Origin of the sequence: Rossellomorea aquimaris (assembly GCF_020172085.1) — a bacterium.
Classification (GTDB): Bacteria; Bacillota; Bacilli; order Bacillales; family Bacillaceae_B; genus Rossellomorea; species Rossellomorea aquimaris_E.
In genome coordinates, this window is record NZ_JAIVAT010000007.1 from 474,605 (window position 1) to 500,825 (window position 26,221).

21 protein-coding genes are annotated in these 26,221 nt (G+C 45.7%); 12 read left to right on the forward strand and 9 right to left on the reverse strand.

What is annotated here, in order from left to right; genetic code table 11:
• Window positions 1-46: 46 nt before the first annotated feature.
• The 9 genes from LCL96_RS14990 (at window position 47) to LCL96_RS15030 (ending at window position 9,320) form a co-directional block, all read left to right on the forward strand.
• Window positions 47-1,666, forward strand: coding sequence for a spore germination protein (locus LCL96_RS14990; RefSeq protein WP_224942306.1), 1,620 nt, complete (start codon window positions 47-49; stop codon window positions 1,664-1,666).
• Entirely contained in the window at window positions 1,656-2,870 is a 1,215-nt protein-coding gene (locus LCL96_RS14995; RefSeq protein WP_224942307.1) for a Ger(x)C family spore germination protein, read from the forward strand. Before LCL96_RS14990 ends, LCL96_RS14995 begins: the two co-directional genes overlap by 11 nt.
• Window positions 2,871-2,891: 21 nt before the next feature.
• Window positions 2,892-3,992, forward strand: coding sequence for a GerAB/ArcD/ProY family transporter (locus tag LCL96_RS15000; protein ID WP_224942309.1), 1,101 nt, complete (start codon window positions 2,892-2,894; stop codon window positions 3,990-3,992).
• 80 nt (window positions 3,993-4,072) lie between these two features.
• Window positions 4,073-4,780, forward strand: a complete 708-nt coding sequence (locus tag LCL96_RS15005; protein ID WP_224942311.1) for a DNA alkylation repair protein — start codon at window positions 4,073-4,075, stop codon at window positions 4,778-4,780.
• A 111-nt stretch (window positions 4,781-4,891) separates the two neighbouring features.
• Window positions 4,892-5,275, forward strand: coding sequence for a YciI family protein (locus LCL96_RS15010; protein ID WP_224942313.1), 384 nt, complete (start codon window positions 4,892-4,894; stop codon window positions 5,273-5,275).
• A 186-nt stretch (window positions 5,276-5,461) separates the two neighbouring features.
• Window positions 5,462-5,977, forward strand: coding sequence for a sigma-70 family RNA polymerase sigma factor (locus tag LCL96_RS15015; RefSeq protein ID WP_224943476.1), 516 nt, complete (start codon window positions 5,462-5,464; stop codon window positions 5,975-5,977).
• Window positions 5,974-6,384 carry a PadR family transcriptional regulator gene (locus LCL96_RS15020; protein ID WP_224942315.1) on the forward strand — a complete coding sequence of 137 codons (411 nt, stop codon included), beginning with the start codon at window positions 5,974-5,976 and terminating at the stop codon, window positions 6,382-6,384. Before LCL96_RS15015 ends, LCL96_RS15020 begins: the two co-directional genes overlap by 4 nt.
• A 2-nt stretch (window positions 6,385-6,386) precedes the next feature.
• Window positions 6,387-7,679, forward strand: a complete 1,293-nt coding sequence (locus tag LCL96_RS15025; RefSeq protein ID WP_224942317.1) for an FtsW/RodA/SpoVE family cell cycle protein — start codon at window positions 6,387-6,389, stop codon at window positions 7,677-7,679.
• Window positions 7,680-8,246: 567 nt separating this feature from the next.
• Window positions 8,247-9,320: a hypothetical protein gene (locus LCL96_RS15030; protein WP_224942319.1), complete on the forward strand. Its 1,074-nt coding sequence runs from the start codon at window positions 8,247-8,249 to the stop codon at window positions 9,318-9,320.
• A 106-nt stretch (window positions 9,321-9,426) separates the two neighbouring features.
• On the opposite strand, the gene LCL96_RS15035 is transcribed toward LCL96_RS15030, so the two are convergent.
• On the reverse strand, window positions 9,427-10,299 hold the full coding sequence (locus tag LCL96_RS15035) for a zinc-dependent metalloprotease (RefSeq protein WP_224942320.1): 873 nt from the start codon (window positions 10,297-10,299) through the stop codon (window positions 9,427-9,429).
• A 400-nt stretch (window positions 10,300-10,699) separates the two neighbouring features.
• Window positions 10,700-11,533, reverse strand: a complete 834-nt coding sequence (locus LCL96_RS15040) for a YitT family protein (RefSeq protein WP_224942322.1) — start codon at window positions 11,531-11,533, stop codon at window positions 10,700-10,702.
• Between the two features lie 384 nt (window positions 11,534-11,917).
• On the opposite strand from LCL96_RS15040, the gene LCL96_RS15045 reads away from it, so the two are divergent.
• Complete coding sequence (locus LCL96_RS15045) at window positions 11,918-12,661, forward strand: hypothetical protein (RefSeq protein ID WP_224942324.1); 744 nt, start codon at window positions 11,918-11,920, stop codon at window positions 12,659-12,661.
• A gap of 335 nt (window positions 12,662-12,996) precedes the next feature.
• Here the strand turns inward: LCL96_RS15045 and LCL96_RS15050 are convergent, their stop codons facing one another.
• The 7 genes from LCL96_RS15050 to LCL96_RS15080 form a co-directional block, all read right to left on the reverse strand.
• Entirely contained in the window at window positions 12,997-13,494 is a 498-nt protein-coding gene (locus tag LCL96_RS15050) for a DinB family protein (RefSeq protein WP_224942326.1), read from the reverse strand.
• Between the two features lie 80 nt (window positions 13,495-13,574).
• Complete coding sequence (locus LCL96_RS15055; protein WP_224942328.1) at window positions 13,575-15,647, reverse strand: polysaccharide lyase family 8 super-sandwich domain-containing protein; 2,073 nt, start codon at window positions 15,645-15,647, stop codon at window positions 13,575-13,577.
• Between the two features lie 523 nt (window positions 15,648-16,170).
• Window positions 16,171-17,385: a glycosyl hydrolase family 28-related protein gene (locus tag LCL96_RS15060; RefSeq protein WP_224942330.1), complete on the reverse strand. Its 1,215-nt coding sequence runs from the start codon at window positions 17,383-17,385 to the stop codon at window positions 16,171-16,173.
• A gap of 144 nt (window positions 17,386-17,529) precedes the next feature.
• Entirely contained in the window at window positions 17,530-18,639 is a 1,110-nt protein-coding gene (locus LCL96_RS15065; protein WP_224942332.1) for an acyltransferase, read from the reverse strand.
• Window positions 18,640-19,006: 367 nt separating this feature from the next.
• Window positions 19,007-20,170 (reverse strand): MGDG synthase family glycosyltransferase, encoded by a 1,164-nt coding sequence (locus tag LCL96_RS15070; protein ID WP_224942334.1) that lies wholly within the window; start codon window positions 20,168-20,170, stop codon window positions 19,007-19,009.
• 27 nt (window positions 20,171-20,197) lie between these two features.
• The gene (locus tag LCL96_RS15075; protein ID WP_224942336.1) at window positions 20,198-22,525 is read right to left on the reverse strand and encodes an FtsX-like permease family protein; all 2,328 of its coding nucleotides are present in this window, start codon (window positions 22,523-22,525) and stop codon (window positions 20,198-20,200) included.
• 5 nt (window positions 22,526-22,530) lie between these two features.
• Window positions 22,531-23,208 (reverse strand): ABC transporter ATP-binding protein, encoded by a 678-nt coding sequence (locus LCL96_RS15080; RefSeq protein ID WP_224942338.1) that lies wholly within the window; start codon window positions 23,206-23,208, stop codon window positions 22,531-22,533.
• Window positions 23,209-23,891: 683 nt separating this feature from the next.
• Here LCL96_RS15080 and LCL96_RS15085 point away from each other — a divergent pair.
• Both LCL96_RS15085 and galU read left to right on the forward strand, forming a co-directional pair.
• A complete protein-coding gene (locus tag LCL96_RS15085) occupies window positions 23,892-25,253 on the forward strand; it encodes a glycosyltransferase family 2 protein (RefSeq protein WP_224942340.1) in 1,362 nt (453 codons plus the stop codon).
• A gap of 53 nt (window positions 25,254-25,306) precedes the next feature.
• Window positions 25,307-26,203 (forward strand): UTP--glucose-1-phosphate uridylyltransferase GalU, encoded by an 897-nt coding sequence (gene galU / locus LCL96_RS15090; protein WP_224942342.1) that lies wholly within the window; start codon window positions 25,307-25,309, stop codon window positions 26,201-26,203.
• Window positions 26,204-26,221 lie beyond the last annotated feature (18 nt).

Consider the following 26,221-nt stretch of genomic DNA (forward strand, 5'->3'; position numbering starts at 1 on the left):
GATATGGTTAAAGTAATAAAAAAGTAGAAGAAGGGTGCTATCACTTATGCCTTCGTTCTTTAAAGGTAGGAAACCAAAGAAGAACCAACAGCCGGATTCTGAGCCAGCATCCGGGCACTCTGAAGACCATATACAGGAGTCCTTATCCGATAATCTTGAGTTCATCAAACAGAAAACAGGAAATAGTTCAGATGTTGTCATTCGTCATGTGAAAATGGGGGAGAAGTCCACCATTCAAGCGGCGATCGTTTATATTGAAGGAATTGTGGACGATCAATTCATTCAAGAGTTCTTGCTGCAATCGATGATGAAAGATGAGCATAAAGAAACACTGAACGAGCACGATGCATTGGAAGTGATTTCAGATAACATGATGACCGTTGGACACGTGTCATCTTTTGATACATGGGTGGATCTGTTTCATTACTTAATGGAAGGGGACACCGTTGTTCTGATCGATGGAATTTCAAAGGCTTTACGTGCATGCACGAAAGGCGGGGAAACGAGGTCCATTTCAGAATCGACCACTCAAATGGTGGTCCGCGGTCCGAAAGGGGCCTTTACCGAGACGATCTCCACCAATACCGCCATGGTGCGCCGCATCATCAAGACCCCTGATTTATGGATGGAGTCCTTCAAGGTAGGGCGCGTCACGAAGACAGATGTGAACCTGATGTACATACATGGCATTGCGAATGATCAAGTGGTCAAAGAGGTTCGTGAGCGGTTAAACAAGATTGATATCGACAGCATATTGGAATCAGGCTATATCGAACAGTTGATAGAAGATCAAACAATGACCCCGTTTCCGACTATTTTTAATACGGAACGGCCTGATGTTGTGGCAGGGAATCTGTTTGAGGGACGTGTCGCCATATTTGTGGATGGAAGTCCATTTGTGCTGATTGCCCCTGCTGTGTTTATTCAGTTCTTTCAGTCGGCGGAGGATTATTACGCCCGCTTCGATATTGCAACGTCGATCCGTCTGCTACGGATACTGATGTTTACCATTTCACTGATTGCCCCTGCGACCTTTGTGGCCGTCACCACCTTTCATCAGGAAATGGTGCCGACGACGCTCATTGTCGCCATCGCCGCTCAAAGGGAGTCCGTCCCTTTCCCGGCTTTCGTGGAAGCCCTCCTGATGGAAATCACGTTTGAAATCCTGCGGGAAGCCGGGATTCGATTGCCGAAAGCGATTGGATCCGCCGTATCGATTGTAGGGGCACTTGTCATTGGGCAGGCGGCGGTTCAAGCGAGCATCGTGTCACCGGCGATGGTCATCATCGTATCGATGACGGCGATTGCAAGCTTTGCGACCCCTTCGTTTGACATGGCGATTTCTGCCCGTTTGATCAGGTTTTTGTTCATGATTGGGGCTGCCACATTTGGTTTCTACGGAATCATTTTGATCTTCCTGATGATGGTCGTTCATTTATCCAGTCTGCGTTCCTTTGGGGTGCCCTATATGGCCCCGCTTGCTCCATTCATCCCGGTCAATAATAAAGATACCTTTGTACGATTACCGTGGTGGACGTTAAGACAACGACCACGGTTAATGAGTGCGAATACAACAAGGCAAGGGACGCAGCAAGGTCCGAAGACGCCTGCGTCCCGTAAAATGGTCAACCGGGGTCGGAAGGAGGGTGGCAGCAATGGGTCGTAGTAAAGGGATGATTTTCTTCATCATGATGACCGTGACTGTTTTGCTTTCGGGCTGTTGGAGTAAGAAAGAACTGACCGACCTTGCCATCGTATCCGCGATGGGGGTGGATAAAACAGAAGATGGAAAATATGCCATGACCCTGCAAATCATCAATCCCGGGAACGTCGCCGGGGGGATGCATGGTTCACAAAGTCCGCCCGTTTCCATCTATTCGGCAACCGGGGATAATCTAGTGGAAGCAAGCAGGCGTGCCTCGGGCAAAATTTCCCGCAGGTTATATTATGCCCACGCGAATCTCGTGGTGGTGGGAGAGAAGCTTGCCAGAGAAGAAGGTGTAGCGAAAATCATCGATGCCATCGACCGAGATCATGAATTTCGGATCACGACCACCATGGTGATTGCGAATTCTTCTACCGCAGAAGATCTGCTTAGAACGTTAACCCCGATTGATAAAATTCCAGCCAATAAAATTCTAAAAGCATTGGAATTCTCCCAAAAGAAATGGGGTCATAGCTTGAAGACGTCGATTCAGGACGTGATGAAGGGATTGCAATCATCCGATGGGGCTACGGTGGTATCGGGGTTTCGTCTTGTTGGAGATCCGAAGCGAGCCAGCCAGTTGGACAATATTCAGGAAAGTGAGCCGGAATCCACACTCGAAGCCAGTGGCATTGGCATTTTGAAAAAAGGAAAACTAGTGGACTGGGCGTACGGCCAAACGGCGAGAGGAACGGTATGGATTAAGGATGAAATCCAGGGTACAGACATCAACATTGATTGGAAAGAGCATAAAGAGGCTATCGCCTATCAAACGATCCGCCAGAAAACAACCGTGTCCGGGCAAATGAAAAATGGTCAGCCTCATATTTCCGTTCATACGAGGGTGGAAGGAAGCATAGGGGAAATGAATGTGCCTCTTGATATCACGGATGTAAAGATCATTTCGAAGATGGAAAAAAAGTTGGAGAAAAAGATCAAAGGGGAAATCAAACAAGCCATTGAACAAGCTCAGGCAAACAAAGCCGATGTCTTTGGTTTTGACGAAGTCATCCGGCGTGCTGCACGGGATGATTGGCAGAAGCTGAAGCCGATGTGGAACGATGTGTATTTTCCCGAATTAAAAGTGGATATAACAGTGGAAACGTACATTCGTCGTGCCGGCCTTAGAAATAAATCGTTTCTTTCGAGCTTGGACGAAGAGTAAGAGAAAGGAGGGACCAGTAAAGTGGAAAAGGCAAAAATCAGCAGTATTCAGCTCTTTGTCTTGATGGTTTTATTTGAAATGGGGAGTGCTTTACTCGTCCCTCTTGCCATAGATGCCAAAAAAGACGCGTGGCTGGCGATCCTGATCGGAATGGTCGTCAGTTTAGTTCTATTGCTCGTCTATCATAAACTGTATTGGTATTACCCAGACCTATTGCCGACAGAGTACGTGCAGAAGATCCTGGGGAAAGTAGCTGGAACGATCCTTGCGCTCCTGTATATTTTTTACTTCATGTATGATGCTTCAAGGGTTCTGCGCGACTTTGGTGAAATGCTATTATCCTCTGCCTATCCGGAAACGCCTTTATTCATTGCCAATGCCCTGTTAATGCTTGTCATCATCTATATGGTTCGAAAAGGGATCGAGGTTATCGGACGATCGGGAGAGCTGCTGTTTATGTTCATGTTTAGTCTTTCGGTCGTTGGATTTATTTTGATCGTCGTTTCCGGTCTGATCGATTTCAGCAACTTGCAACCGGTACTGGAAGAAGGGCTTATGCCTGTCCTGAAAGTCGCCCTTACTCAAACCTTGTATTTCCCGTTTACAGAAGTCATTGTTTTCACGATGATTTTGCCGTACTTAAATAATCCAAAGAAGGCGAAGTTGACGATGATGTGTGCAACAGGATTAAGTGGAATCAATTTGATTCTGACGATGCTCATTAATATCAGTGTCCTTGGTGTGGATTTGACGGCACGTTCCCAATTTCCCCTGCTTAGTACGGTTCAGACGATCCAGGTAGCCGATTTTCTGGAGCGGCTGGATGTCTTTTTCATGCTTGGTTTAGTCATCGGTATTTTCTTTAAAATCAGTATATTGTTTTACGCGGCCGTCATCGGGACCTCCAGCTTATTCAAGGTTCAATCGCCTTCTAGATTGGCTTATCCCCTAGGGCTGATCGTTCTATTTATCTCGATGTCGATTGCGAGTAATTTTCAGGAGCATATCCATGAAGGAATGAAGGTAGCCATGTATGTCGTACATTTGCCTCTTCTTGTCATCTTTCCGTTCCTCCTTCTTCTGATTGCGTTCGTGAAAAATAGGAAAAAAACAAGCGGGTAAACTTTCTATAAAATAGAAGGGACAGTAGAATGGAGAGAGAATACATAGCTAAGAAGGATTAAATAAAGGAAGTGGATAGGATGGATCTCGAAACGGTGATGGGGGAGCTCGAAGCCCTCGGGAAGGAACGATCGAAGAAGATGTACATATCAAACGGTGCCCATGAGCCGGTGTTTGGCGTAGCGACGGGTGCCATGAAGCCTATGGCTAAGAAAATCAAGAAAGATCAGGCGCTCGCTGAAGAACTGTATGCTACAGGGAATTACGATGCCATGTACTTTGCCGGCATCATCGCCGATCCGAAAGCGATGACTGAAGCAGACTTTGAACGGTGGATCGAAGGAGCCTACTTCTACATGCTGTCGGACTACGTGGTGGCGGTGACGCTTTCTGAATCCGATATCGCTCAAGAGGTGGCCGATAAATGGATCGCAAGCGGGGAAGAACTGAAGATGTCAGCAGGATGGAGCTGCTACTGCTGGCTCCTCGGGAACCGGAAGGACGAAGCGTTTTCCGAAACAAAGCTTGCCGGAATGCTCCAGAAAGTGAAAGAAACCATCCATGATGCACCGGAACGGACGAAATCCGCGATGAATAACTTTGTCACGACCGTAGGGGTTTCCTATGTCCCACTTCATGAAAGAGCCCTCCAGACAGCAAAGGAAATCGGGCCGGTTGAAATGGTACGGGAAGGGAAGAAGAACAGCGTCCTAAAGGCTGCCGATGATATTGAGAAGCAGGTGGAGAAGGGACGGATCGGGTTTAAGAGGAAATATGTGAGGTGTTAAAAGAGACGGATCTGCTTGTTTGGCCAATGCAGATCCGTTTCTTTTTTTAGAGGGGCAAAGGTACATGGTGTCGAATGGTATGGGGAGAAGAATAGAAAAGGAGAGAATTCTATGAAATTCCTATGTATCGGCTACTATAATGCGGAGAAGATGGATGCAAAACCAAAGGGAGTGATCGAGACAGTCATGTCAGAATGTGGACCACATCTTGATACATTTTACAAGACGGGTCAAGTGTTGCTGGACGTGGGCGTGGAACAAGGTGAGAAACAGGTAAGGAGAAACAGTGGGCAGGTGAAGGTGACAGCTTCACAAGAGGACGGAGAAAAGATCGGCAGTGTGTTCATCCTTGAAGCGGGGAACATGGAAGAAGCGATTCAGGTAGCGTCCCTTCATCCATCGGTCCAAGTGGAAGCGGGAGAGGAGTTCGACTGGAGACTTGAAGTCCACCGTGTCCATACTTATAAAGGAGATCGGAACTTAAAAACCACATGAGATTCAACAAGACATTTGAAAAAATAAGCTTTATTCTGAAAAATCTAGAGGGACAGGTTCCATGGCCTAAAAGAGCCAAGGGACCTGTCCCTCTGGTATTTTGGTATTTAAACTTTTTAGAAAACCTCTTTTGCCTTTGTTTCGTCTAATTAAGTGGGAGGGAAGACTGTGGAGGAACTATTGGAAATGAGGATACAATCAATGGAAAGTAAAACGATTGAGGAAGTCGTGGAGCAGTATGGGGAGGACGTGTGGAAGCTTGTCTTCTCATATGTACGCCATGAACAGGCTGCGGACGATCTTACTCAGGAGATATTTATAAAAGTGTATAAGAAGATGGATACCTTTTCAGGTCGAGCATCGCTGCGTACGTGGATATGGAGGGTAGCGATCAATCACTGTAAAGATTACTTGAATAGCTGGTATAAGCGGAAGGTGTTTACGGAAGAAGACCAACAATTTCAAATGATGAGTTCCGGGAGTTCGGTTGAAGGGGATGTCATACAGAGAAGTGAGGACCGGGAGCTTGAAGAAGCCGTGCTGGGACTTCCAGTAAAGTACAGAGAAATCATTTATCTACATTATTATGCAGAGCGCACGATAAAAGAAATATCCGTCCTTTTGGATGTAAAGGAAAATACGGTGAAAACACGGTTAAGGAAAGCGAAGCAATTATTGAAGGAAGGCTTGGTGAATGGATGATGGAGGAACGTTTAGAAGGACTTCGAAAAGCGATGGACCTCGGTTCATTTAAGCAAATGCCTTTTACAGAAGAGAAAAAGCAGATGATCAAAAGAGGAATCAAAAACTCCAAGGGAAATGACCAGGATATCCTATTGCATATATTGCAATTACTAATGGACAAGAAGACCGGACATGAACTCCTCAAGAATCTTCGCAGCAGGGGAATCACTCAATATGAGGATAGACATGGCTTCCTGTACACCGCCCTTCACAAAATGGAACAGGACAAGCTGTTGGACTCCTCTTGGGAACTAGAAGGGAAGTACTATAAACTATCAAGTCGGGGAAGGAAAGCCCTTCAACGGCTGGAAGAAGGAAAAAGCGTGAAAAATCTTTCCTTCCAAGCATTACTTGAGGGGGAGTGAGGATGAGGGAAACGAGAGTGGATTATCTAAACCGCGTGATCCGGCAAGTGAGGTCCAAAGAAGCGAAGCAGTTCGTCGCCGATGAGCTTCAGCATCACCTGGAAGAGGAAATGAGGAGCTTAACAAAAGCCGGTATGGATGAACGGGCTGCGGAAGATAAAGCGATTAAGCAAATGGGAAGTGCAGAACGCCTTGGGATGGAAATGAATAAGCTTCATCGTCCTCGTGTGGATTGGATCATGATTGGGTTGGTTCTGTTGATCTCGTCCATTGGGGTTCTTCCTAGCATGCATGTGAGTCCAGAATTGTATAATGATAACGGCTTTCTATTCAGGGAAATCACCTTCCTTCTAATCGGCATCTTCCTTTCTGCATTACTGATGTTGTTTGATTACCGGAAACTCCGTGTATTCAGATGGTGGATTTATGGTGGGACGGCCTTCATTCTGATTGTTTTAATGTTCTTTCCCAATACGTATATCAATGGGGAAGCCCATTTCAGAATTGCAAGCTTCACACTTGACAGCACAACTGCAGTCACTGCATTGGTGTTGAGTTGGATTACATACTTTGGCAACCCCAAAACGTCTTTTTGGTGGATTCTCCCTTTCATTGCTGTAAGCCTTTATTCATTAGTGATGCTTCCAAGTGCACCTGCTATATTTGTTTTTACATTGACTTTAACAGCACTGTTGTGGGGGCGTTTTAAATACAAAAGAAAGGTTATAATTTGGGGTTATTCGTTCATAGCAGCTTTCGTCGGAGTCATGATATTAAATGCCGAACCATACCAACTGTATAGGTTGTATGCCTTCGTTCAACCAGAGGAGTACGGAAGTAATTTTGGTTACATGTACTTGCGTAATCATGCACTAATGGCTGAAGGAGGGTGGTTCGGAGTACAAGGGGGCACGGAGACGATCAATGAAGGTCATACAAGCTTTGCCCTGACAACGATTACCTATTATTACGGGTGGATAACAGGCGGTGCACTCATCCTGATTGGATTATTCATCATGTACCGGATGCTGCGTCATATCCGATCGATCAAGGAACCCTTGGGACAAGCGATCATCCTTGGTGGGGTCTCATTATTCTCAACACAATTCCTCTATAATGTGGGGATGACCTTGGGATTTCTGCCTCACACGGGGATGTCCCTTCCATTCGTAAGTTATGGGTTGAACCCGACATTACAGACGTTTATCGTAGTGGGGTTATTTTTGAGTGTTTATAGAAGAAAATCAATCATTTCCTCTGGAAAGAAGCGAGAGGAGATGAAGGGTGATGTTTGATTCAAAGTGTAATGTAAATTAACAATGAAATATGCCGTTTATATACATTCAATGGTGAGCGGGATTAAACAATGGATATGTTGGATGCAATGAAACGGATTTCGATCTGCCAGTCATGTACTCCATAATTTCAATGGATCAATTGATCGAGTCAAATAAAGAAACCGCAGCAAAAACCAAAGAGGAATGATATAAATGGTATACAGATCAGAACGACATTTCACCTGCTGGTGATACAACGATTTTCACCAATTCCTCTCTCTACCAAGCGTGGGGGATGAGTTTTCAAACTGGTTCACGAGCAACTGGTGATCGCAGAAGGAAGTGATCATGAGATACATAAGAATCAGCCGGGGAGTGTGGTGGCATCTTTGTATAGATTAAAGAAGCCGAAAACCAAGGGATTCAAAGAGACAGGTCCCCCTACCTGAATGAGCCAAGGTACCTGTCCCTCTGGCTTCAAAAAATAGGCTTTATTTGAAAAATACCATGGAATTTTTCCTGTACTAATGGAATGGTCCATGCCTCTATCCCTCTGCTGAATAGAATAGGATAGAGGTGAAAACGATGAAAAAATTTAATGATTACAATTTATTGCCGAAGCTAAGAAAAGGAGGAAGTTTAAACAAAAGTGCAGGCTTACTTCCTCCTGACAGCTGTGACTTTTTTCCTTATCAAAGTGAGGGTCCACAAGGGCCGCAGGGACCAGCGGGGCCTCAAGGACCACAGGGGGAAACAGGACCACAAGGACCCGAAGGATCAGGTGTATTTGAATGGGGGGAACTGGTGATATGGGCAGATTCCAATGCGCCGGGCCCGGGAGATGGGACTCCATCGGATCCGTACACGTCCCTCCAGGCAGCCGTTGATGCCGGAACGAATAGTGCGGAGGCTGTTGCAACCGGGATGAGGGCGAGGGTTATTGTTCTTATCGCCGCAAACTCTGCCTTTAACGAAGATGTGGTCATTCCTCCTGCACGACATGTTCAAATGCTCGGCGTGGGACCGTGGCAACTAGGTGATTCGACTCTGGCCGATTTTGCTTCAGCGGTTCCGAGAAGCATTACCATTGAGACCAGTATTGCAGCTGAACAGGCGTACACGTCCCAGGGACCGGAATTTGTGGCCAGTCCTGTGACAGTGGTGGGTACGATCAACAATGGAACCTCTGTCAGCACGAATTCCAATTACACAGATGGAGCCATCATCAGTGGGGATATCACCTTTCAAAATGTGAACGAGGTAGATCCGGCTACCGCTGTTGAATTTCAACTATTAAATGCCAGGGTAGTCGGAGACATCCAGCAGGCCGGCAACATGAGGGATGTGAACGCGTACCTCTACAGTACCCGGATCAACCGGATGATTCATGACGGGTTAAGGATTCAGCGGATGGTCGAATCCCGGGCAGACGGAGTCATCGCTGTTGCCGCCTATAATCATATTAACGCCACATTGTTCCTGGGCGACGTCACGATTCCCGAGGTGGGAAGTGATCTCCCTCCGGTAGGTATATTCAATAGTGATTTCCAAGACATGGAATGGGACGGACCATTGACCCTTGATGGAGCCTCCAACTACCGTTTCGTGACCAACGAAAATGGATTTACAGGAACGAAGACGGTGATGTTTGAACCCTAAAAATGATGGAACAAGCATGAATGTGAAAAGCGATCTTCAGCATGGTGGAAGATCGCTTTTTTTTGATAAATAAAAACCCCCTCATAAACTCTGTGAGGAGGTTCAATCATTCGTTTCCGAACCACGTTTTATGCGCTTCGATTTCGTTGTCGTGCTCTTGATCCCAATAGTCTACTTGATACGAATAATCATAGTTCATAATACACTGTATTCCACTGCCCTGAGCGTCATGACCCGCACCGTAGTTGTGGGAGAATTCGTGCTGTGCCGCATGCCATGTGTTCTCGGCTCCTTGATCAAGGTTGACACTGATGGCACTTCCGTTTGGTGCAGAAGGGTACACGTACGCGATACCTCCTGAGTTGAAGTTCACATCACGTGTGAAACCTGCCACGAAATCATAGCCGTTTCCGTTAAAGTCACGGTCAAGATCCTGCAGGATTTCAGATGCGCTGTTTCCGTTCGAGTCCCATTGTGCAAATGCTTTAATTTCAAAATCGATGCCGTGATCACGCGTGAAGCCGTCATCCGCTTTTTCAATAATATTCGTCGTCAGCGTTTGCCAATCAGGATGCGCCGCGCGGTATTCTTCATCCACGGCTACGAGTACCGTGACAGTCCGGTCTGTTGTTGCTGGTGGCTCCTCGGTTCCAGTTCCGGTACCGCCTCCTCCAAGCCAGTCGAACAAGCCGAATAATTCTTCAGAGGATGGATCTTGTTCCTTCGACTTTTTAATGGATTTCTCCTTGATTTTCTTCCCTTTTTCATTCAATACATCCGCAGTCGTATTGCTCTCGACGCGTGATGGGACGTCAAATGTCTGCTTCCCTTTTGTTTTTGCTTTTGGCAGCACATGTCCGATTTCCACCGTGTTCCCTTGGGAATCGATGATCGCTGTCTCAGCCGATGCACTTGTCGCATTCGGTAAGAATGTCATGGATAAAGCTAAAGATAATGTAAGTAGTCCGGTTTTCTTCATGTGATGATCCTCCTAATATGTACTAGCCTGGCCGGGCAACTATTAATCTATCATAAAAAACTCCCAGTATCCTGAGGGTTATTGTAAAGATTTCCTCTTCAGAAGGGGAGGTTAGACTCATTTTTTGTTAAAAAGGTGTAAATGGAAGGATTGAAAATGTGGGTGTGGCAGGGGGATAGGTCCTGTGGTCTAGGTTGGGTATAAGGGTAAGATTTTTCGACAAAGAGATCATTTCTATGAAAATGGTGCTCATAAATGTAAAGAGAAGGTGATGGACAGGTAGTTAATCCAATGAAATAGCTTCAACATCATTACTTTAGAACAACTCGAGTGAAAATCCATCATAAAAAAGGGGATATCCCGCGGTACGCCAACCCGACCACGGGACATCCCCTGCTTCTTACGTCTTCGGAAACGTAAATCCTTCCCCAAATACATCCCGCACATCGTGAACGACGACGAATGCTTTCTCATCGATCTGCTGGATCATTTTTTTCAGAAGGAAAAGTTCCTGTTTATTGATAACCACATACAGAATATCCTTCGATTCCTTCGAGTAGTGGCCTCTTGCGTTGATGACGGTCACCCCGCGGTCCATTTCGGCACTCACTTTTTCCGCGATGGCATCGGTATCCAGTGAAATGATCGTGACCGCCTTTCGTGTATCGAAACCATCGATCAAATAATCGAGGATTTTCGTGCTAATATAAATAGAGATCCCGGTGTACATCGTATTCTCGATTCCAATGACGAACGAAGAACCAAGCACCACAAGGATATCAAATACAAACATCGTCGTGCTGACGGCCCAGCCAAAATGCTGGTTGAGCATGCGGGCAATGATGGTCGAACCGCCTGTCGTACCACCTGAACGAAGCACAAGGCCGAGTCCGAGCCCGATGAACACACCTGCAAACACGGTGCCTAACATGATGTCGACGGAATGCCCCATTCCTTCTGTCAAATGAATGAAGAGGGAAGTAAAGAAGATGGCAAGCATCGTGTACCATGTCACCCGTTTATTTAATACCTTATATCCGATCGCGAGCAGGATGCCGTTCATGACGAAGTTGGTAATACCCGGCGACCAACCCCATACATAATAAAGGGTCATGGAGATCCCCGTCACGCCGCCTTCCCCAAGCTCATTCGGGATCGCAAACAAATTGACCCCGAGAGCGAAGAATAAGGAGCCAATAATAATCAATGTCATTTCTTTCGCAGTCGTATTCATATCATCACTCCATTCTCGTTGAATACTAGGATACTATAGCACATGGGAAGCCGGGGGGACAGGTCCGTTGGTGCTTTTTTTGAGGTGGTGGGACAAGGGACCTGTCCCCATGGCACGAATTGCTGGAAGCGAGTGAGGAAATAGAGGAGAGCCACAAGGACAGGTCCAGTGGCTCTTTTTTTGTAAAAGAAAATATATTTATTTGTCAACCATTAAACCAATTATTAACAATTCTGTCACAGTCGATTATTTAACTAGAAAATAAAGTAAATAGTCCTGTGCATCGTGTATGGGATCCCTTACATTTAAGGTAATACATAATAGGATAAAAATGGTTAATGTAGATAGTTCCATATGAAGTCACTCACGTAAAGGAGGAAGGTCGTGGACACTCAACTGATCATCTCACTCGTTATTCTAATCATTCTGGCTGACATCGGTTCCATCATCCTCTTTGTGAAATTTAGAAGAGGAGACATGGAGGTAAATCCATTCATCACCATCCTGAAGAAAGAAGCTCAGATTTTCTACTATGCTCTGTTCAAGTGGAAGGTAAAGGTAAAGCCCACCGAAGGAACGTATGCCTACCATAAAGGCTCCAACTATTTCTGGCTCTTCATCGCACTTCTCCATGAACAGGTTATCGAAGCGTTCGCTTTTCATTACTATTTAAAAGATGTGGATCCACTCCGAGCGGATATCCTCGTCGTAATGCATGTCTACAGTATCCTTTATATGCTCGGGGACTATAACCTTGTCCGCAACTTACCGATTCAATTCAAAGATAATCAAGTCCTCATGAACGTCGGCGTGAGGAGGTCACTCCGGTTTCACATAGAAGATGTCGCAGCCATACAGCCGGCAAGGACCCAATATGCCAAAAGTGGCGGCATCATCCATGAGAAACATGTGTTTCATGTGGCCATGCTGCCGAGAGTATTCACACGCGTATTCGGGATGATTGATGAATTGAGGTATGAGATCGTCTTCAAGGAACCGATTGAGGGGAAAGGATATTTCGGACAGAAAAAAGTGGTGAAGAAGGCGTTGGTTTATATGGAGGATCCGGAACCGTTTATCTCTCATCTTCGCGAAAAAGTGGAGGTGGAGAATAAACGATTATCATAAGATTATAAGCGAATGGAGCTACATGTTTCGACAAACAGCTCATATAATGGAAAACCGGCTCATATATCAAAATTCCGGCCCATATATTTTCAAACGGGCTCATATATTTTTATTCCGGCTCATAAATGGTCAAAACTGGCTCATATCCTGTGGTGAGGGACACATTCTATCTCTTTGCACCCCTCAAATACCTTTCATTAGCCCCGTACATAGTTAATAAAAAGAGTTTGATAGGTTCCATTTACACAAATAGGGTCTAGAACATGTTAAATGATCAATATAAGTACTTGGAAAATAAAAAAACAGCCGGCCCCAGCCGGCTGTTCCTCACTCATTTAACTCTTCTGCGCATTCATCGCTTCCCATTCTTCCTTACTCGGGCCATACACGCCAGGAACTCTCAAACCAGCTTGACGCATTAATACCGTCAATTGTCCACGGTGATGAGCCTGATGTTGAATTAACAGGCGGAATACGGCTTGAACCGGCATGTCCATTCCAAAGAGATTCACCATTTCGTTCATTTTCTCATCAGACACTTGCTCAGAAACGGCTTCTGCAAGGCGGTCGCTGACAAGCTTATACGTTTCGCTGATTTCTGCAGCTGTTACTGGTGCGTCTTTGCGAAGATCCGGCACCTCAAATGTGATGCCAAGCTGAGCAGGGAAGTAGTATGTAGCTCCCGTGATGTGCCAGGCAACGCTTCCGATGCTGTACAAATCAGGTGTCACTTCTTGCTTCAATGACTCGTCCGTCAGTGCGTCTAATACCTTTTGAGTGACGGCAGCTTCTTGTTTCCATTCTTGTAAGAAATCATTTTTTGATGTGAACATGGCAATTCCTCCCTTAATGTGATCACCATTATTGTAGCATGCTCTGTGTTCATTACGCTTCTTTTAAGGCTGCTGATTTTTTATCTGGCGTTATATTTCATATTAATGGATCCTGCTTTCGATTCCCGCTCAATCAGCGTTCTCTCTTTGTTTCTTACGATGACCTTCAGTTTTTTTGTAGAGTGTTTGGCGGCTTTGGCTTTGATGCTCCAATCGTCTCCGTTCCGACTTAGCTGGAGAATCCCTGCTTGATTCATGCTGAAGAGTAAACCATCAGATGTTTTAAACGTATCGGCATTCCAATAGACCGCTTCCGTCAACTGTAGCTTCTTGTTCTTCACGACTTGCACATCCCGGTCATTGCGAAGGATCTCTATAGGAGAATCGCTTTTGATCTCATCGAATTCCTCTTTCGTGGCACCGGGTACGACGATATATTGATAGCGATTTGATTTCGGTTTGTAACCGTGATTGATCCAAAGGCTCAGTACTTTTTCTTTAACCTGTGGTTCGCCGTCATACCGTTGATTGATTTTATTCCAGCTCGCTTCCCGTTTGTTCAGCATCAGGTGGATGCGGTCGTTGTTTCCGGGAAACAGGTATCCGATGCCGTCGTGGTAGACCCAGCTCGGTTTATCAATCGTCTTGTGAGTGGAATCATCGAGTGTGGGTGTTTCGGACGTTTCAACCGGTTGATTCCAGATGCGCTGGTCGATGGTCGTGACGATAGGGTGCTTGCTCTCCGAATGGATATCGGCACCGAGAGCAACAATACTGTCTCCGAAAAAGAACCAGGATTTTTTCGCTGATAATTCCTGATACTTCATGTTCATGGCAGAAACCCCATTCTTCCCATCACTGAACATGAAGGTGTCATTGTTTTTGCCGGAAAGGGGTTCTTTCTTATCATCACTGTGGACGACGGTGGTCCCGGGGATCTTGCGCCAGTCCCAGACCGGGAAGATGCCTGCATAACCGTTCCCTTTTAAATAGAAGAGATTCGCACCGTCGGCCATATGACGATTGTTGATGCCTTCTCCGTTATAGTACGGCTCGCTTGATGTCATTTCCTCCGGCAGTACCCGGACGGAGCTGTAGTACTCCTTCTGATGATGAACCATCAATCCGGATTTCTCATACGCCCGATTGCCGGTGAATGGGGGACGCTTGCCCTCCAGGCGTTCGATCAGACGATTGAAGTCATCACTTCGGTTGGTCGGTAATGTTTCCATCATTTTGGCGGTGGATATCACATCCTGGAGTTCATTATCCTTCCGGGTAATCCCTCTTCCCAATGACGTGTAATCGAAGGTGTCACCGGTGATGAACCATTGAATGCCGTCCAGGATAAAGTGAGAGAGCAAATGATAGTCTTTACTGGAAAAAGAATAGGGTGTTCCGTGCACGAAGGTGAACATCCTCGACACTTCTAATGCGTACCGTATTCCATATGTACCGGTCTGGACGGATTGTTCATGCTGGTGAAACGTCATATCGGGCTGAATGCCGATACTGCTCACCTTTAATGATTCTTCTATGGAAGAGACCGCGTGCTTGATGGCCACAGGATCTTCCCGCACTAAACCGGTGACATACTTCACTTTTTCACCTTGAATCAAGTTCAGACCGTGCTGTGGGGGAGATTCGAATTCGGTATATTTTTGCAGTAGGTTTAACGAATCTTCCTCGGTGTTCGTCGAGAGTTCCCCGTCCATCAACAGAAGGATATTACTCATGAGCATCGGGATTCTCAGCTTATTCCACCACCAGTTTCCGGCTGTTACGGGATGAGAATTCCAGTATTCCAGTCCTGCCTGGATGTCGTTTTTCAATTCTTGATCCTGGTGTGTTCGATAGGCTTTTGCCATGGTTTCCAAACGCTCTAAGTGCTGCACCGTTTCCCGCGGATTCTCAGCACTCTCTCTGTACGTGATATCCGAGAATTTCCCTTCACTGTTCAGTTTCTTCTCGAGGGAACCTATGTCCTGATCGCTGAGCGAGTCAGTCAAATAGGCAGTGTACCGCTGTTTCAGTTGGGGCAAGGTGTCTTCTTTAGGCTTTTCCTGTTCATCGTCAGGAATGAAAAGCATCATGATGGCCGCCAGTAGTATGATGGCCAGTGAAATGAGTGTTATTTTCTTCGTTATGGTCAATCGTCTCACCTTTCATCCTGATAGTCTGTTTGGTAAAAGGTAACATACTTTGAGGGAAGGGGATGGGGTCCATACTAAAATGATAGAAGGATGTAATATAACGGTGTGGCTGTGACATTTTTAAGAGAATTGTTACAAGAGTGGCAAGGCAGGGGATCATAACGATCAGTAAGAGGATTATATATTAAAATACCGGACCATAAATCCCTCATCCGTTTTATATCTCTCGAAAGTAGCAGTCCATAAAATTTGAATACCTAGGAACAATCATTACACCGCTGTTGATTTCCGTGCAAGACTTCGCTTTCCTCGGGCGGAAGGCGAGCCTCCTCGTCGCTGACGCTCCTGCGGGGTCTCACCTATTCCGCTTTTCCCGTAGGAGTCTTCGTCTTGCACTCCAATCAACAGCTAGAACCTGCTATTTACACCATTTGTGCTTTATCCATAACAAAAAAATCCGAACGATTTCGAAATATCGTTCGGATTTTACTTTGACTAAAACACTTTTGACCAGCCTTATCTATTATCTCGCCTCAATCCCACTACTGGCCAAGCGTTCTACCCCAGCATACGTATTCCCCGATAGAGTCAGCTGTTCGACACCAGCGACGACATTGATCCCGTAACGGCCATTTCTCAAAGAATTATCCCGAATGCATATGTTGGAGAATGAACTTGTCCCATCAAAGCCTTTGTTAATGCGGATCACATCCGATGCCGGGGAAGCTTCCCGATTGGCAATCGTATTTCCGCTGACACGGACATTGTTCCCCCCGGCGATATCAATGGCAGCCGAAAACCTTCCAATGCCGTCGATCGTATTTTCTATGATCTCTACATTGTCGTTGTATATCGATATGCCAGACCACATATCATACTCATTGGTTTCTTTATACGTGTCATAGACATTATCCTGGTAAAAGCTGTTGTGGATCTGGTTATGAGCGACAATCGCACCCGGGGACTGGATCTTGATCGCCCGTTTATGATTTCGTTCAAATGTATTGTGCTGGATGGTCACGTGAACATCATCCTTGAATCCCTGGACGACGATCCCGTCTCCGTCATCTTTAGGCCCAATATCTGAAATCAACGAATGCTGGATCGTGATGTTCCGGCTCACAGGTTGGGTAGATAAAGCAGGGCTGATGAGAATCCCACGGGCGACTTTATGGTTCCAGCCGACATTGGATGAAATGTTTTTGGCAAAGACATCTCGAATCGTCAAACCTTCGAACAACACATCCTGAACGCCACCTTCAACGCGGATGGCAATCGGCGTGGACGTTGACAGAGGGGAATTATCGGGCTGGCTGAAGCGGGTCAGCTCAACATCCTTCACTGTCAGGTTGCTTGTGCCGTTCATGACGGTCATCCCGCGCAGGAATGTACGACCTCCATCGATCGTTAAGTCGTGTATGTGTATGTTCTCCCCGTAGATTCGAAACATCGTGTCTCCCGGTGCAGCTGCTTTGATGAAAGCATTCTCTCCATAGACTTCTGTATTCATTTTGACGGTTACGGTATCGGTGATGAGGTAGGTTCCCTCTGGAAAATAAACGGTTCGGTTCTTTCCATAGTACAGCGCCTTTTTGATGGCGGTCGTGTCGTCGGTTTTTCCATCCCCGACGGCTCCATAGGCTTTGACATTGATCATACCGTTGTCCGCAGCGGTATCGTTCGACGCTCCGGCAACACACAGGATCAGCATGGCGATAACAATCAATCCTTTTTTCATGACGTATTTCCTTTCCTTTTGAATAAAATAGGAATTATATCCTCCAATAGTATCGGATGGGTATGAACCTTTTTACACAAAAAGAAAGGATTTATCAATATTTACCAATAAAAGAAAGCAGCCAAGGGGCTGCTTTCTGGTTCTTTATGCGGATGCTTTGTGTTCTGGTTGTACGGCTGGCTTTCGTTTACTGTTCTTGATCTTCGGAACCGGAATGATGAATCCGCTCAGAGGGATGAACTGAAGGATCCGGATGAAGACAGCGGCGATCACCATGACGGCTAAGAACATCAGTGGAACATATTGTGCCTGCCAATAGGTTTCCGGAAGATGGCGGGCGAATAGATATAGAATCATCGGATGGATCAGGTAGATTCCCATAGAATATTGGCCGATGACGGTTAACGTCTTTTTGACGATGTTTAGTTTTGACAGGAATGGGTATATCCCTACCACCGCGATACAGAGGACAGGGATGTTCACCAGGTTCGTCAATCGACGGTTGGATACGTATCCTTTTGTTTGATATTCAAAGACGGCACCGGCAGAAATCAGCAGGATGACCCCAAGCATTTTCCACGGGCGTTTCGTGGCGAACGCGACAATTTCTTCCCAGAAGTACGCCATAAAGCCACCAAAGGCGAAATAGAAAATCCAGATTGGCATAAATGATTTGCTGGCAAGGAATTCGCCAAGCTTACCATCGATATCAGGATGAAAGCCATATAGCTGATAGCTGATAATCAATGAGACGAACGTGAAGATTAAGAGTAACGTCTGCGTCCGGAAGATCTTCTGCAAGAATGGAAAAATGATATAAAATTGCACAACGATGGCGACGAAATAGAGATGATAGAATGAATCTCCCGTCAGGATTTTCATGATTTCAGCTCCAGGGTCTCCGAGTGTCTGCTTATCATAATGGAAGAGCAGATAGCGGTAAGCGACGCTCCAGATGAGAAACGGAATGACAATCTTTGAAAATCTTGATTGCAGGAATCGTCCAAGCTCGAATCCACGTCTTTTGACTTGATAAAAGAGCAGGAAGCCGCTGATGACAGCAAAGATGGTGGTACCGAATCGGCCATATTGATTCAGGAAATAGGTGAACCAGTTCCACGTTTCATCGTTCATTCCGTAATGGGTGGCAGAGACGTGAACGCCTACCACCAGTAAACAGGCAAAGGCACGTAAGAAATGGATTTCGAAAATATACTTTTTGTTGCTTGGCTTCGTTTCTGTTTGAGCGGCCATTTTCTATTCCTCCTCGGGTATTGGTGATGTATTCCAGTATGATTTTGATAGACAGATGTTATAATCAAAATGAATAGAAGGAATCTTCTTAATTATCAAAAATTGGATGTGTGTAACTTTGATGGAATAGGCTATAAACAATAGTACCTTTATACCGATATAAGACTAGAAACGGAAATAGGGTCTTTTACCCCAGGATGAAATATCCCGTTCGGTGGAAGACATGGAAATAAAATAGTAAAAAGCGAGTGATCCATATGTCTGCCTTTTTTGAGATCTTTCGATTCGGCTACCAGCTTGTTTATACCATCATCATGTTAGTCGGTTGTAGTTTCATCTATTATCAATTGTTTAAAAAACGAAATAACTAAAGAGTTTGATATAACTTCGAAAATACATCATCGATGAAGCGAATATGTTCATCCGGATGTTCCTGTAAGTAGGTCTCGGTCAACAGGCCAGCCAGTTCGCCGCAGGACGATACATCGATGCTCTTTACAAATTGGTGTCGTGATTTCTTCATTAAGAATTGAGCACTCTCATCTTTCAGGACGGCGATTACCTGCCGGTCGATTGGAGTGTTCGGGTTCAGTCTGTGCACCAATCCTTCCTCTTCTAAGTACTTCATATTCTTTTCTTCCTGACCTGGCAGCACCGAATGCACAAAGACCGGAAGCATTTTCTTGATGGCCTCTCCCATGGTGATTCCACCTGGTTTCGTAATGAGAACATCGGCCCAGTTGTACAGGTGATTCATTTGTTCTGCTTCTGCTATATACGACATTCCCTTTATATTCGGAGAGTTCAATGCCTGGACATGATCCAGGAGTTCCTTATTATGACCGCAAAGGATCGTATAATCGATCTTGCTTGACCCCTTTTTAGTGACAAGGGATTGAAGGGAATCCCCCAATCCAAGACTTCCGCCGCCGACGAGTACATGGAGCTTAGTATCCTTTTTCGTTGGCTTCCGTTTTTTAAACGTGTCATTGGTCAAAATTCCTGAGATCTTGATCGAATCGGAATCGACTCCACCTTCGATCAGCGTTTGCTTCATATCGGAGGTGGGGACAATATGCATATCCACATGCTCTTTTCCCCAGACCCCATTCATAAAGAAATCGGTATACACATTCACGACGGGAGCCGTTTCGATCCCATAGCTTCTCAGTTTATCGATTAAGAGAGAAGAGAAGCTGTGGGTACAGAGGATGAGGTCTGGCTGCTCCTCCTCCAAGAGCTGCTCCATCTTTTCCACGAACAGCGTTTCATACAAGGAGTGCATGAAAGATTTGTCTTTCTGGAAGAAAGATGTGTACATCCAGCTGTAGGCAGACGGCCATTTCGTGATCCAGTTCAAATAGAGCTGTGAGATGACCTTCTCCAGGGTTTGGTTCGTGTAACTGAGAAAGTCCACTTTCGTACATTGGATGTCAGGATCTTGTTTGTGAAAGGCTTCGATTAACGCATCAGCCGTTCGATGATGTCCTGATTCCATTTGAAAAAGGGGTAGAAATAGTACGCGTTTCATGAATCATTCCTCCAGGGACAATACGATTTATAGTAAGGTTGTAAGCTTTTGTTTCAGCGTTTTCTTTAACGGTACGACACTGGATGTGAATCCGATCAGTAAACTGATGCACAGCCAAATCATGCTGCCTTTCAGTGAAATGTGCGGATCAATCGTGAAATGGAGGAGCGAATCCCCAAGCTTCCATCCGAGCAGCCAATTAAGCGGATAGGACATCGCACACGAAAGTCCCCAGCCTAATACTGCGACGATGGTGCTTTCCCCGATAAATAATCCATAAACCTTCGCATTGGATCCCCCGAGGCTCTTCATGATCCCGATTTCTTGTGTTCGCTCATATATATTCATGCTGACTGCAATCATCAGATTGACGATTCCAACGATGGAAAACACCCAGCCAATGCAGGCGATCGTCAACAGAACGAGCTTGATGATCTCCTTCGGTCGTGCATTCATGCTCTCGACCGTTTCGGATCCTTCAATCCGAATCCCATTGGATGATAATACGTCTTCTCCATCATTCAGGAGAGAGTGGACGTCTGTACCGTCTTTCTTTTCCACCATTAAACGGTTGATGGTCTCCTGTCCGAGCCAACTCTGATAGGAGGGCTGAACCATGTAAACCGATGGACCGGTCAGGGAGCTTTTGATGATACCGGCAACCCGCCATTCCTTTTTCTCTTTTCCAATCTGCAACGAAACGGTGTCGCCAGTGGATACCGGTCCCAATTTCTCTGCAAGCTCCGAGTTCACCACGATGTCATCAGGGTGTTCCGGATTCAGCCAGCGTCCTTTTACAAGCTCCGGCTTGATGAATTCAGATGTTGCCGGAAGGGAGTACAGTAACGCATTTATATAATCAGAGGAAGAAGCATCCTTCACCTCTGTATTTCGTTTCGTCCAGCCTTCGACGGTTTTCACGCCATCGATGCTTTCTGCCAGGGAAGTGATCTCCTTCTTGGGAAGGGGACTGCTGACAGACCATTCCACATCATGGTGCCAGAAGTCATCCATCTCATCCATCGTGTGCCCCAGTGATTCCTGCATGGAGAAGCAGGCTATGATAACCGCTCCACCGAAGGAAAGCATGAGGATGTTCAGGATCGACTGGCCCTTCTTTGATAAAATGTTCCGAATCGACAGAAGGGACAGGTGAAAGAATCGTCGCCGGCTTCTGCCCGATGCCTTCATCTGTAATCGTCCCGATCCCTTCAGTCCTTCCACCATAGGGGAGGAAAGCAAGCTCCTGACAGGTACGATGGCACCGAATAACGGGATGATGAACGACAGAAGAAGTAACCCAAGGGCAAGGGGCGGTGATATCCATTGCGTCAGTTCACGTCCGAAATTCAATTCTGCCCCGAGATATGAAACGAAATAGCGTGATGCCACGCTGCTGATCGGAATTGACAGCGTACTGATCACTGTTCCAATCAGGAATATCAATAGAAGGTATTGTTTCCAGAGATGAGCGTATGTGGCCCCGGTTACCTTCTGAATACTAAGGGAATAGATATCCTCCGAGATAATGCGATGGAAGATATGGACGATTAAGATGAAGCCAAGAACAAACGCAAACAATCCAAGGAGAATAAAGATGTTCAACAATGAATCGACCATCGTCTCCCTGATGAAAAACGTCTCGGACGAGGTTTCACTCCGGTAAACCGTGATTCCGTTGTCTTCCAGGCTTTTTTGCAGTTTCTTGACCATTTCCTTCTGTTTCGATCCGTCCTCGAGCTTCACGTGAATCATGTTCTTCGATAGTGGGATATTCCATTTCTCTGCCGTCGCTTCAGAAATAAAGCCGTACCCAATCCCGCTGTACTTCGCCGGAATCCGGGAATGATCCTGGACGACACCGGCCACGGTAAGAGCCGACCCTTTGGTCTGGGATGGCAGAATGATATCCATTTTTTCCTGCTGCTTCAATCCCGTGTCTTCGGCGGTGGCTTTCTCGATCCAGATCGTTTGATTCCGTAAAGGATCCCCGTCGATGAGTTTCGTTTGATTGATGGAGTAGCGGGAATCATTCGGTACGATCAGTAACTGAAGATTCATATACTCCCCATGGAGCTTCGCACGGCTTCTCACTTCGGTCTTCGCTTCCGCGTGTTTGACTCCTTCTATAGAAGAAACAAAATCGATGTCTTGATCAAATCGCCCGGTATAAAAGGTGATATCGGCTAGGTTTGAGGTTTGCCGGCTGTTCTCCAGCAGCTCTTGAAACAAGTATTTCGAGTTGAGCAGCGTACCGATGGAAATCAGGCAAAACAGTAATGAGCCCAACATCAATAATGCTTTTGTTCTTTGGTGAAAGAAGCTTCTTAAGGCAAGTCTTACGTATATCGGCATGTTATTCACACCCTTTGTGAATGGGGTTCATAAACAGATCCATCTTCAACATGAAGTCTTCTTGAGACTTTCTCATAAAAGTCGAGGTCATGTGTGACAAACAGGACCGTTTTCCCCGATTCGGCCAATTCCTGGAACAGTTTGAAGATCTCTTTGGATGTTTGTGAATCCAGATTACCCGTCGGTTCGTCTGCTGCGATCACCGGAGGGTCATTGGCGAGTGCTCTGGCGAATGCCGTTCGCTGTCTTTCCCCGCCTGAGACCGATGCCGGGAACTTGTCTGCTTTCATGCCAAGTCCCATTTGTTCCAACAGCTCAAGTGCCCGCTGTCTCTTCCGCTTTCTGTTGTTCACAAATTCCATTGGAAGCATCACATTCTCTACCAGGGTCAGGGTCGGAATAAGATGAAAGGACTGAAATACGATTCCGACATGTTTTCCTCTCCATTTCGTGAGGGCCCTGTTAGAGAGACTGGCAATATTCGATCCATCTATCTGTACGGTGCCGGAAGTCGGAGTGTCAATTCCTGAAAGAATGTGTAATAAGGTTGACTTACCACTTCCGGATTTGCCGAAGATCCCGACCAATTCTCCCCGTTTTATTTCAAATTGAACGTCTTTTAAGACGTATTCCTGATGTTCTCCGTTAGGAAATTTCTTTGATACATTTTTCACTTCTATCATTCATTGGCCCCTTTCAGCTTGAACTCTCCCCATATATAGCACCCAGGCGGGGAACCTGCAACAGGGGGTTGATGGGCAGAAGAGGGCCTATGATTCTTTCTTCACGAAGATTTGGTCCTTTTTCTTACAAATATTTACTTATTGAGAGAGCGAGGATGATAAAGGAATGATATGAAATACACGTTATATGGGGGAAATTGGAATATGAAGCGCATACATCGAGAAAGGGGCATGCCACACGTCTCATTTTTTGACTGAATTTTTTCACAACTGGGGGAAATAGGGATCTACACAAAAAAATAGAAAAGAAGCCACTTTTATTTTTTCAGCGTTATTACAGGAATATGTTGTTTGTAAAGGAACGGACGAACGTCTGACCTCTTCCTGTTTTTCGTTGACATGAATCGGCAAGATCAGACCTTTTTCGTGACAATGTTACAAACGCGTTACAGTATAAAGTAATGATGAACGCGGGAAAAGTAATCGTTTCCAACGTTGATATGAAAGCTTTCCGGTGAGCGGTTTGAAAGAAGAGTGAGAATAGTCTCGGTGTAAATAGATAGATTGTAAGTGCCGGTTGGGTTTTATAAGATCGGTGTGTGAAACCTCCCCGTTACGGAAATCGGAAACGGGAAGATTAGCGAAGGAAAGAAATACATTTTATATACGAGAGGAGAATGGGAATGGCTAAACTGGAACAAGATCTGCCAGGAGGAATGGATAATACCAATCTACAAACACAGAAGAAACTTTCCTCCAAAGAGAAGACATTTGTTATCACGTTGTTTCTACTTACCGTCTTGGCCCTGTTCTACGTGAACTGGACAGCTTCAGATAAGCTGAACTTAACAATCGGACTTTACGGTGCCGTCATGATCAGTTACCTATTAGGAAAAATGCTTTTATCATTTAAATACCAGGAAATCATGGGTGATCCACCTGATTTGAAGGTTTCGGTTGTTATTCCTTCTTATAATGAAGAGCCGCAGGCAGTTCTCGGAACGATCGAAAGTATATTGAAGCAGGACTATCCAGTTCATGAAATCTTCGTCATCGATGATGGAAGTAAGGATGTATCTGCCTATCACGCCGTACAGAAATTACATGAAAATCTACAAGCCGGTGTAGGAGCGACATTCTCGGAATTGAAGAAGGATAACCCATCCTTCCATATGCCGAATCTCATCGTCCACCGTCTTCCGCAAAATAAAGGAAAGCGTCATGCGCAAATCTGGGCATTTGAAAGAGCGACGGGAGATGTATTCATCACAGTCGATTCCGATTGCACCGTATTCTCAAATGCAGTCAGAGAGTTATTGAAACCTCTTAATGATAAAGAAGTCGTAGCAACGACGGGACATGTAAACATCCGAAATCGTACGGATAATGTGTTGACCCGCTTGATCGATATGAGATATGACAATGCGTTCCGTGTTGAACGTGCAGCGCATTCTGTTACGAATAACGTATTAGTATGCAGTGGACCACTTAGTGCGTACCGCCGCGAAGTGGTGATGAAGAACCTAGATCATTATGGAAATCAGAAATTCCTCGGACAACAAGTACAGCTAGGAGACGACCGCTGTCTTACGAACTATGCGATCCGGGAAGGAAAGACGTTATACCAATCAACGGCCCGTTGTATCACCGATGCACCGACCAGCCTGAAAACCTTGATCAAGCAGCAAAACCGCTGGAACAAATCGTTCTTCCGCGAAAGCTTGATCGCTCTGAAAATCGGCCTTACGAAACCGAATGTGTTCGTATGGGTCATGCTTGAAATGTTCTTGTGGCTCGCCTTTGGTGTGTCCCTGATCTTTGCGGTGTATTATACATCGACAACCATGGGATTAATCATGCTCGTCTATTACTTGGCGTACGTGGTGATCAGTGCCTATGCACGTAATGTGTTCTACGCCTATAAGAGGCCATTGACCTTCTTGCTGGCACCTATATACGGGATACTGTTCCTAGTCATCCTTTGCCCGATGCGTTTCTGGGCTCTATTAACTCTTCGTTCCACTTCTTGGGGAACTCGAGGCTAAGAAGCCCCTTACCAATATAAAAAACAATGATTCTACTAAAGGAGATGTTGTAAATGAGAGTACGTAAAGCCATCATTCCTGCGGCCGGTTTAGGGACAAGATTCCTACCGGCCACCAAAGCTCAGCCGAAAGAAATGCTTCCGATCGTCGACAAACCGACCATTCAATACATAGTAGAGGAAGCGGTCAAATCAGGCATCGAAGATATTCTGATTGTCAGTGGCAGAGGAAAACGTGCGATTGAAGATCATTTTGACAAATCCTATGAATTAGAAGAAACACTCTTGAAAAAAGAGAAATATACCCGATTAGATGAAATTCAGGACATCTCGTCCTTGGCGAACATCCACTATGTCCGTCAAAAGGAACCAAGGGGACTTGGACATGCTATCGGATGCGCGAGTCATTTCATCGGCAACGAACCGTTTGCCGTCCTACTCGGGGATGACATCGTTAAGTCTGAAACACCTTGCCTAAAGCAACTGATCGACGTATTTGATAAATATCAGTCATCGGTACTGGGCGTGCAGGAGGTTCCGCAAGAGGATGTATCCAAATATGGAGTCATCTCACCACTTGATAACCGGACGCTTGATGAAAATCTTGTTGCGATCTCATCCGTGGTGGAAAAGCCGAAGACCGAAGAAGCACCATCCAACTATGCGATCATGGGGCGTTACGTGCTGACTCCGGATATCCTGCCGATCCTTGAGACATTACCACCTGGTTCCGGCAACGAAATCCAGCTGACGGATGCCATCAAAATCCTGAATGAAACACAAAATGTACTGGCGTATAATTTCTCAGGTAAACGATATGATGTAGGAGATAAATTCGGCTTTATCAAAGCAACAATCGATTTCTCCCTGCGTCGCCCTGACTTGAGCGATGACGTGAGGGGATATCTGAAAGAAATCATGACCGATCAAGAGTATATGGGCATTCACTAATGCTTGCGGCAACAACCA